5 protein-coding genes are annotated in these 11111 nt (G+C 48.7%); all 5 read left to right on the top strand.

The features are described 5' to 3' along the window. The first annotated feature begins 891 nt into the window (after positions 1–891). Positions 892–2163 carry a GTPase HflX gene (gene hflX / locus A372_RS0104225; protein ID WP_019419595.1) on the top strand — a complete coding sequence of 424 codons (1272 nt, stop codon included), beginning with the start codon at positions 892–894 and terminating at the stop codon, positions 2161–2163. Between the two features lie 121 nt (positions 2164–2284). Beyond that, the gene (locus A372_RS0104220) at positions 2285–3655 is read left to right on the top strand and encodes an MATE family efflux transporter (RefSeq protein WP_019419594.1); all 1371 of its coding nucleotides are present in this window, start codon (positions 2285–2287) and stop codon (positions 3653–3655) included. Between the two features lie 131 nt (positions 3656–3786). Next, on the top strand, positions 3787–5115 hold the full coding sequence (locus tag A372_RS0104215; RefSeq protein WP_019419593.1) for an XRE family transcriptional regulator: 1329 nt from the start codon (positions 3787–3789) through the stop codon (positions 5113–5115). Positions 5116–5197: 82 nt separating this feature from the next. Next, entirely contained in the window at positions 5198–6943 is a 1746-nt protein-coding gene (locus tag A372_RS0104210; RefSeq protein WP_019419592.1) for a hypothetical protein, read from the top strand. Positions 6944–6986: 43 nt separating this feature from the next. After that, positions 6987–11111 (top strand): RHS repeat protein (locus A372_RS0104205; protein ID WP_019419591.1); only part of this gene is annotated, 4125 nt, incomplete at its 3' end.

Raw genomic sequence — 11111 nt, 5'->3', positions numbered from 1 at the left:
TCTGACACGTACTACTAGCACCACTTATGCCTGGTTGCACCACTCATAAGCCATGCAATGTCCGCCACGCTGCTGGCTTCACATCACCACTTAGCGCCGGAATTAGGCCCCGCCCGTGACTATTGCATTACGCTCCCGCGTGGCCACTCCTCCGCACACCATGCTGGATACAGTGAAAATGGCCACTTGCTCTGGCGATTGCGCTGTGCTAAGATAATGGTAACTTTTACAGAACGGAGGGTTCCCAATGATTGATAAGGCAGCCTTCTTCCATTTCGGAAGAATCCGATTGAACGTTTTTGACACTAACTGAATAGTGCTCAATGGCTCTGCCTGTGTGCAGAGTAATCGGGATTGGTCTGCCTATTTTTAGGGAACCCTATATACTGCATGACAGAAGAGGGAGGACGAATTGACCCTCTTTTTTTGTGCCCTTAAAACATAGTACCTGCCAAGGATGAAGCGCGTACCGTCAGTATCTTGATCGAACGCTCCGCCTGCTGCCGTCTTTAATCGACTTGTCTTACAAGTGCAAGGACTGCAACGGGGCGGTGCTCATGGATCTATCGACGGTATTCAAATTACTGATTGGGTGATCGCCACTTCGCCGCTCGTTATGCCTCATACAGAGGGGCTGACGCCAGCGGATGCAGTGTGTTTTGTCACCCGAGTTCGTAATTGATCTGCGCGCATCAGCGACTCTTTTTTTCCGTTTACTCGAAGCACAGGCGACACGTCTGTGTTTTTTTGCGTTCATTCGGTATTCAACGCTCAGGATGGAATCAGGTTAAAAAAGCATTTCTTGAACAACCTCTTTATGCGCGAAAAGCTCGCGAGCATAAGGGGCATAATTGAACATTATCTACAAGTAAAGTAACGGAGGAATCACATATGGAACAACTTACCGTAGAACCACAAAAGGCGATACTCGCCGGAGTCAATTTGAATCACCAGCCGGATTTCGAATATTCCATGGAGGAGCTTGCCAACTTGGCTGCTGCCTGTGATGTGGAAGTCGCAGGCGTCGTGACGCAGAATCTGAGCAGGGTCAATACGTCGCATTACATCGGCACCGGCAAGCTTCAGGACGTGAGGGCGTTGATGGAGCTGCACCAGGCTAATATGGTCATCTTCAACGACGAGCTGTCTCCTTCCCAGATTCGCAACTTGGAAAGCGATCTCGATTGCAAAGTTATCGACCGGACGATACTCATTTTAGATATTTTCGGCGATCGGGCGCGAACGAGAGAAGCGCAGCTGCAGGTCGAGGTGGCGGAATTGCAATACATGCTGCCGCGCTTGGTTGGCCTGCGTGAATCCCTTGGCCGTCAGAGCGGCGGTGTCGGCACGAAGAACAGAGGCGCGGGCGAGAAGAAGCTGGAGCTCGACCGCCGCAGAATCGAGGAGAAAATCAACGCGCTGAACAAGGAGCTGGAGGTGCTCGTCGCCCACCGTCAGACGCAGCGCAAAAAGCGCAAGAAGACCGAGGTTCCGGTCGTGTCGCTCGTTGGTTATACGAATGCGGGCAAGTCTACCGTCATGAATGCGTTGGTGGAACTGTACACAGAGACGAAGGACAAATTCGTCTTTGAAAAAGATATGCTATTCGCCACGCTGGAGACGTCCGTGCGCAATATCGAGCTGGAGGACAACAAGACGTTCCTGCTGACGGATACGGTCGGCTTCGTCAGCAAGCTGCCGCATCATCTCGTGAAGGCATTCCGTTCGACGCTGGAAGAGGTGAAGGATTCGGAGCTGCTCGTCCATGTCGTTGACTTCTCCAATCCGGAATACGAGCAGCACATCCGCATTACGAACGAGACGCTGAAGGCGATTGGCGTCGAGGACATTCCGATGATATACGCCTACAATAAAATCGATCTGAAGGAAGGCGATATCCCGCAATCTCAGGATAACATTGTGTATACGGCCGCCAAGCAGAAGCAGGGCATCGATGAGCTTATCGGGGCGATTCGGGAGCGGATTTTCAAAGATTATGTAAAATGCGAGATGCTCATTCCTTACGATCAAGGCCAGCTTGTCTCGTACTTGAACGAGCATGCAACGATTCTCTCGACCGAGTATGAGGAGCATGGAACGAAGCTGACGCTCGAATGCAGACAGAGCGACTACTCCAAATACGAGCTGTACGTCTGCAGTTAAACAGCTAACAACTCAGAACAGCCCGATCTTACGGTGAAAAATAGGGTAGCTAGTCCATGAAATATCTGGTACGATATATTCCGCTTACACGAATTGATGCTGCAGACAGGTGGAACCTCAAGTGAAAAATTGGAAGAGTATTTTATTGTTAGCGATCCCATCTTTGCTGTCCTTTGCGACGCAGACGGTAATCGGAACGATTAATCTGATTATGGTGGGGCATTTGGGCGCTATCATTATTGCGATTGTGGGCGTCGTTAACATTATCATTTATAATACGTTCGCCTTATTCTCTGGGATAGGCCATACCGTTAACTATCTAGTTGCCCAGAACTATGGCGCGAATGAAATGAAAAGCGGGATTCGGCGCACCTACATCGCCCTTTACATTAGTGTGACGGTCGGCATATTGCTGTTCTTGATTGGCTTGTTTTTCTCCGACAACATCCTATACTTGGCCAGCGGCTCGAAGGAAATTACCGATCTGGGAACCTACTACTTGCAATTGCGGATCTTTGCGCAGTCCTTCGGCATCGTCTCGTTCTCGCTGCATGGCTTTTTGCGGGGAATCGGTGATACGAGAACCTCGATGATACTGTCGATTGCGAGCAACGTTACGATTGTGGCGTTGGTGTACGTGTTGACGTTTGGCCATTTCGGGTTCCCGGAGCTGGGGCTGAACGGAGCGGGCTATGCGATATTAATTGGCGAAATCGTCGGCATTATTTTGGCGCTGTATGTGTTCTTTGTAAGGAAGCATAAGCAATTCAACACGCGGTCCAGAGTGAAGGTGCGTCTAAGCGAATTGAAGCAGCTCGTTAGTGAAAGCTTCAAGCTCGGAATGCAGGAATTTTCGATGAGCGTGTCCATGTTTATTTTCACGATGTTCGTCGCACGGCTTGGGACGACGGCACTAGCTGCCAACGAAATAGCCCTTAACGTGATGGCCTTCGGGTTCATGCCGGCGTTTGCCTTTGGCTCAACGGCGACGATTATGGTGGGGCAGGAAGTGGGGCGCGGAGATCCGCTGCGAGGCAGGCGCGTAGGGACCGATGTTGCCATAATGGGCTCCATATTTATTCTGCTGCTTGGCGCGGCGGAGTTCATATTTGCAGAACCGATTGCGAAGCTCTACAACAATACCGACCCGGAAGTATTCCATCTGGCAGCGGTGCTGATTATGACCTCGGCATTTTTGCAGCTGTTCGATGCGCTGTACAACTTTTATGCGGGCGCTTTGCGGGGCATAGGGGATACAACCTTCCTCATGCGCGCTTCGCTCGTCACCAGTTGGCTCATTTTCGTGCCGCTTGCGTACGTGTTTATTTATGTGTTCGACTGGGGCAGCATCGGCGCATGGATGTCGCTGTACTTATATTTGATGGTGCTTGGCATATCGTTGATGGTGCGTTTTTACCGCACGGATTGGGGAAATATACTCATCAAGAAGACGATGCAGGAACGGAAGCAGGAGAATTCCTTGAGTGTATAAAGGACGAAAAACAACGTGCTGATTTTTATGCGCGTTGTTTTTTCTTTTTACGCGGCAAATATGATTTACATAACAATCTTGAAATGGTAAAGTGTAGGTGGTTTGTGATTCCATTTTAAGGATGTGATGGTGTGGGTTCCGTCAGCACTGTGATTTCAACATTGGGGGAACTGATTCAACGCTATCGGAATGAGCGATCAATGACGCAGACAAAATTGGCCGATTTATCAGGGATTAATAGAGGAAGCATTTCCAAAATCGAAAATGGTAACATGAAACAGCTTAATTACAAAACGATACAACCCATCATTTCTGTGCTGCAAATCCCCCTGCATGAAGTGCTTGATCATTTTATGTTAACTGATCCCCGTTCAGAGACATTGTTCGAATTGCTGCAGGATTCCATTGCCTATCAAGATAGTTCATTGTCGGCAAAAATAGCGTCACTGTTTTTGACTTCCCAAGATGGAGAGAGCGGCGTTTTGCTGCACAAGTTATTTCACATGACCCAACAACTATCTGGTACAGACGAACTTCAACTCGCGTTATTCGATACTATCATCACCTATGCCAGAATCCACAGCAAGCAATCATACATTGCACAAGGCACGTTTCATAAGTATTTAGTGGCACGAAATGATTTCAGCAAGCTGGAAGAAACATATGAATCCGGTAAAATTGTTTTGCAATATGTCGAGTTCTTATCTAGCGAAGAGCGAGTCACTTTATATTACAAACTGGGCGTACACGCATACAATTTGAGAAGGTTTTGCGAAAGTATCGAGATTTGCAAGAGGGCTGTCATTGAAGATGAAGATGAGAGCAGCTTTAAGGCGTACTCCACCTTGTTGATATGTTCCTCCTATTTTCATCAAAAGCAGTATGAACTAGCAGAGAAGTATTTAAAAACATTCAGTTTGTTCAACTTTCCTTTTGTCAAAGAGAATGTGGACTTCATGACAGCCAAACTTAATGAAAGAAAGGGAAAGATCGAATTAGCTATTGAGCAATTGAAGCAATGTTTGGATTCATCTACCCACAAGATTAACATCGTGAACTCACTCCTTACTTATTATCTCTCAAACAATGATCTGCATGCTGCACATCAATTATTTCAACGTGAACAAGAGTTTATGGAATTAGATTTATCCAATCCTATTATTAAAAATGGAAATGCGCATTACTATATCAAGAAAGGGAAATATTTCAACAAAATAGGAAAACAAAATGAGGCGGTTGATTACTTCATTAAGAGTGTGACTATGTTCGAGGCACTTAGCAAGGCGGATGAAACGTTAATCAGAAAAATCGAGAATACTAGACTATTAATGATAAAAGCAGTTCAGGAAGGAAAAAATTTCACAGATGATGATGTGGTCCAACTAAGCCAAGAACTGGATACCTATTTAGTTGAAATCCAGAAGAAAGGGCTTATTAAAAGAGTGATGTGGACAAGTTAGCTAGGGGCTTAAAGGGCAGAAATAAAAATGAAAGCGTTGTCTACTATGCTGGGAGATTTATTTCTTTTATAAGGAGGAAACTATGAGATCGATATTCAAGCGTTGGTTGAAGGTGGCCCTTATTGCCTGCTTCATCCTTGGCACGAACCATTCCATTTATGCGGCAGAGGTGCGCTACGATTACAATCAGAACGGCCAGTTGTATAGAACGGAAGGTGGCAAGGAGGCGTACGATCTGAATTACGATAGCAACGGGAACATGGTTGGGAAAAGAAAAGGGTACAGCCAGCTTCAAGACTCGACCATTAACAATGTGCAAAATGCTGTGTTTGCGCATGGAGATCAGCAGCTAGGCACGCACTGGCTGAAAGTAACGGAAGGAACGGCTAACGCGCACTATGCAAGAATGCAGGCAGGCTCGAACTACTATCAAAAAATAACGGCTTCGAACATGAGCCGCGATGCGATCGCGGGTGTAAAACAAGAGATTCCAATCTCCGTTCTCCCCCATCAAGTCTTGCAAATGAAGGCCGCCGTGGAGGCAAAAAACTTGACTAACGCAACAATCCAACTGCTGGCCTCCTATCGCACGGATAAAGGCTACACTAAGCCCAGAATCGTACGGTCTTATTCATCTAACACGAATGGATTTATAACGTTGTCGGGCACGGGGGCGAAAGTTCCGGAACATGCAACGCAAGCGATGATCTATATTGTAATTCGTGCCGAGGGGGATCAGGCCGCCGGGGAATTGAACATAAGAGGCGTCTACGCTATGGTCGGCCATAACGACAATGATCTGATAAACGGCGATTTTCAAACTGTTGGTAACGGGGAAGAGCCGGTTTTGTGGGAGCGCGCCATGGATCGGGTCCGGCAGGCGCAGATTCAGTTGCAGCGCAACAACCGCAATCAATATGTGAAAGTGTCGGGTTCGGGCATCGGTAAAGACGGGTTTCTTGGAGTGACACAAAAATTCGAGACCCAAAGCGTCTCCTACCATGTCAGCGCCGCCGTGCAGATCGAACAGCTCAACGGTGCGGCAGCTGAAATTGCCGTCGACTTTTACAAGAAAGACGGGACATGGATCGAAAGACAGGTGGTGCGGCAGCATCCTTATCTGACGGCAGGCAAATTCATTACCGTATCCGATACGATAAGAGCGCCCTTGAAAGCGGATTATGCCGCGCTAATGGTTGGAATCAAAGCGCTGAGTAATGAAGCCGCGGGAACCATTTATGTGGACAATGTGCAATTTCGGTTAGGCACATTCCAGGGGATATTATCCAACTTCTTGTTCGATTACAGAAGCGAGGATGATCCAACGGTGAACGGTTGGGAGATCATCGCGCCTGATTCGAAGAAAGTTCAAGCGGATCTGAAATATATGGATGGAAAAACGCTTCATCTCATCACTGCAAAAGACCTGAGAGGATATGAGGCGGCTGGAATTAGCCAAGAACTATCTGTAAATAACATCACGAAATATTATTTAAGGGTTGGCGCAAGTGTGCGTCAGCTTAAAGGAGCAATATTCATGGTCACAGTCAAATTTTATGACCGCAATGGCGCGCCAATTCAATTTATAAGCTTCAAGGATCCGACATATTATTCCGTCACCGGGGATGAATACGTAACGAAAAGCACAACTAGTTATGCGGTGCCTAAGGATGCGGCAACGGCCCGTGTGAACGCGGTCATACGTTCTGAATCCCAGAGCGGGGAAGGCAAAGTGTTCATAAACTTTATCCACTTCATGCCTTCAGGTCCGCCGCCGGACGATCCGATTAGCGTGCCAACACCGCCCAAGCCGCCCGCAACCAGCTAAATCAAATAAACGACTGAAGATCACGCTTTTAGGAGGATAGAGCATGAAAAAATGGATTGCCGTTATTCTTGTATTCCTATTGACGATAACTGGAATGCCTGTTGCATCGGCGCAAGAGTTTTTCTCTTCTGCAGGGCCGCCCTTGTATTCACCATCCGTCACTTCTAATGTATATGGGGCTCAAGCAACCTTCGCAGATCTTAATCCGGAAGAGCTGATTACCATAACATCCCTCACCGAGAGATTTGGCGTGACCCGGGATTGGGTGCAAGATGAGTTGCTCAGAGGCTACCAGCTTCATCAAATCTATCAAGGCCTGCAAGCTCAGCGGCAGGGCAAAGACTACGAAGAATTCATGAACCACACCTATCCAAAGCCATCTCCCGATCCGCTGGTGGCTCACAAGGAACGAATGAAAAGCGTGGCCGAGGCCGTATATCAAACCAGCGTAACGGAGCAAGTATACGGAAAGAGGGAACTGACGGTAACGGATCAGGTGTACGGATTGCAGATGCGCTCCAGCAGCCAGCCCTATGATGAAATCGCGCTGCGCAACCGGCCGATCCGCATGGATCAAGCTCCGTATTCCGTCGGTTCTGTGAACGATCATATTTCAACCGTCGATGGATCGCTGCGCGTGGAAGAAACGGATCTGGTCATGCCGGGCCCGAATGGCTTGGACTTTGCGCTGCGGAGAATTTATGACAGCTCTTTGGGGAAAGACGATATTTACTTCATCCCGTCCCGGAACAGCAACAGCACCCGGGAAACAAAAGAAGAGCAAATATTCCATCTCGGCAAGGGCTGGATCTGGGATATTTCGTATATCAAGCGGGTGAACGGTTACGGCTATATCTATATTTCCGGTCTTGGCACCTACAGCCTATCGGAAAATGACCGTCTGCTCGGGTATCCATTCCGTGATTTGGACTTTGGCGCAACCGACAAAACCACACAGGCCGGGAGCAGGGCCTCCTATGAACTTATTAATAACAAGACGGGAACCCGGCAATATTTCAGCCATACCGGCAAACTGATGCAAATCGAAGACAAGGACGGCAACTGGATTCAATTTTTGTATAAATACGAACCGGATGTTGGAGAAGTGCTGTCTCTTATCGCCAGCTCGACCAAAGATCGCCGCCATACGAACGCCATGTTTATTTCCTATAACAGCGACAATACAATTTCCATCGAAACCGGGGATCGAAAGGTCATCTATAAGAAAAAGAGAGTCAGCGATATAAAGGGGGATCGGATACGGGAGCAGGATATCTTGACGGAAGTGCTCGACCCGCTGGGCCGCTCGACCAAATATGATTATGGCGTTTGGAAATGGCTGAAGTTTAATTTGCACGAGGGGTATAGCCCATTTCCGGAGTATTCCAATGAGCGCAACATCTTCTGGGGACATAACGATGCTGTCGTGCTGGGGATGATCGAGCACCCGACCAAAGCCATTACAGAATTTGGTTTCGACAATGTGATTTACCGCAAGATCGGGGAGTATGCGGAAGAGCAGAACGTGCGGTATAAATCGCGCCGCAACTATTATAGTTCAACCAACCATACCCGAATGAATGAATTAAGTCTCAACTATAACAATGGGGATGTCGGGCAGCATTTCGATCGGGACTTCACGTTCTCTGTGAATGTAAACGACGGATTGAAGACCACTACGTATACCTACTGGAAACAGTATACCGATTACTTCTCCCCTTCGGTGTTATATAACACGAAAACGGTCATTCAGGATCGAAAGACCAGCAACAGCCAGGTGTTTCGTTACAGTCATGATACGGCCCGAAAAAATCCAAATCCGATCCGCATCGAGGAGACGCATTATCAAGGGAGTTACTCGTCCACTTCTCGCATTACGGAACGAACGTATGACCGTAATGACTGGGGGCTTATCACTTCGGAGACGAATCCGCTTGGAGCCACAAGCCGTTATGAGTACACCATCGTGTCGCCGAAAAAGCGGTTCGGCATGATTAGCAGTGTCGTGCCGGCCGATCGGGATAGGAACGTGCATTCCGAGTATGACTACGATGAGAATCGTGGAGGGCTGAAGCAAGTCATCTCCAAGAATTATAAGGGCGCAATCGTTCAGCAGCTCCATTATGAGTACGACAGTGCCGGAAACCCCATTCAGATTCGTATAAAGGGCGATGCAGGCGACACGGTTGTGCACCAAGAGTTTCCGTCTCTGTTTTTGAGCAAGCAAACGGCCCATGTGACGAACGTGGAAGGTCAGGCGGAATCGATTGCTACCCAGATGGATTATATCCCCGCGATGGGTCTCCCGTCGAAATATACGGATGGCAATGGAAACAGCACTTCCTATACGTATGACAAACTCGGGAGAATAACCGCCGAAATCAATCCGGATGGGACCCAAACGACGATCGTCTATGATGATCATGCAAATAAAATGTTCATCACCGATCCGAACGGGCTGCAAATCGAGAAGCACTTCGATCCCTTGGGTAATCTTATTTCAGAAACCAACGGGCGCGGAGTTGCCACGCATGCGTATGATGAGCATGGCCGGGTGATTCGAAAAGGGGCGTTTAACAGTACTTGGATCGAATATGAGTATGATGCCTGGGACCGCGTCATTCAGGAAAACTTCATTCACGGCGTGAATCGCATCGTCTATGACGATGCCGCCCATACGAAGACGACGATCGATGGGGCGAACAATGCCATTCGTGAAACGTATGACGTCATGGACCGGTTGATTAAGAAGGAAGAAATCAAGCCATCCGGCCAGGCGGTGGTATTGGCCCGTTACGAATACGATTATGCGGGGAACGTCAAGGTTGCGTACGACGGAAATAACAACGCAACGAAATATGAGTATGATGTGTTGGGACATCTTATCGCCGCAACGGATGCCGTAGGGAAAACGACGCGTTATTCTTACAGTCTGACTGGCGATTTGGTGCAAGTCCAATACGCGGACGGCAATACGGTTCAGAAACGGTATGACGAAATCGGCCGTTTGTTGGAGCAAACCAACCCGATGAAGCAGAGCAAGCGTTTCTATTATGACGGCAACGGCAACGTGGTGAAAAGCATCGATCGGAAAGGGCAAGTTCAACAATTCGGCTATAATAACCGGAATCTCTTGGTCAGCAGCGTCGCTGCGGGTGAAACCATTTCGTATGCATACGATGCGGCAGGCAAACGAACGGCGATGACCGATCAGACGGGGACGACAAGCTACGTGTACCATCCGTCGGGCGAATTGGCATCCATCACGTACCCGGATAGGACGGTCCTGTCATTCGATTATGATGCACGCGGGGTACGAAAGGAACAATCCATTGCTGCAGGACCGTACCGCTTAACGGCCCAGACGGAACTGAATGCAATCCTGTCTATTCCGAGGGATATCAAAGTGCTGGATGGAGCAGGGGGACAGCTCGGCCAATTTACTTACACGTACGATAGCTCGTATAACCGCGTATCCCAATTGCAGTCCTCAATAGGCCTGAATGAATCATTTGCGTACGACGGATTGAAATTGACTGGCATTCAGCAGAAGCAAGGCGAGGCTCCATTCGCCCAGTATGGGTATACCTATGACAACAACCGGAACATAACGGGCAAGATGGACAATGGCGCATCGTTCCAGTTTACGTACGACCCGTTGAACCGGATTAAGACATCGAGCCAGTTCAATGAAAAGTACACGTATGATGTCAGAGATAACCGGAGCACGTTAACGAGCGACAAGGTGCTGGATATCCAAGGCGCGAGCTATACCTACGACAGCCGGAACCGCTTGACGCAAGTCACGATAGAAAAAGGAAAAACGGTCTCCTACCGCTACAACGGAGACGGCCTGATGGTCGAGCGCACCGAGAACGGCGTGACCACCCGCTACTATTACGACGACCGGGCGCTCATCGTGGGGGAAGGCACCGTGAACCCGGACGGAACCGTTGCCCTAACGGCGGCTTATGTGCACGACGCGAGTGGCAAGCTGCTGGCCCGTCAAGTGCCGGGACAGAGCGGGCTCCAATATTACTTCACGAACGGCCACGGGGACGTCACGGAAATCCGCGACGCTCAGGGGAATTTGCTCAATCGCTACACGTACGACATCTGGGGCAATCCGCTAACAGAAGAAGAGCAGGTGCCAAATATCTTCCGCTAC

Source organism: Paenibacillus sp. OSY-SE (genome assembly GCF_000283315.1).
GTDB classification, from domain to species: Bacteria; Bacillota; Bacilli; order Paenibacillales; family Paenibacillaceae; genus Paenibacillus_B; species Paenibacillus_B profundus.
Note: the sequence above shows the minus strand (reverse complement) of the source record. Positions and strands in the feature narration are given on the sequence as shown.

Coding starts and splice junctions, on each gene's coding strand:
- A372_RS0104210 (WP_019419592.1), top strand. CDS start 5,198: ATGAGATCGATATTCAAGCGTTGGTTGAAGGTGGCCCTTATTGCCTGC.
- hflX (WP_019419595.1), top strand. CDS start 892: ATGGAACAACTTACCGTAGAACCACAAAAGGCGATACTCGCCGGAGTC.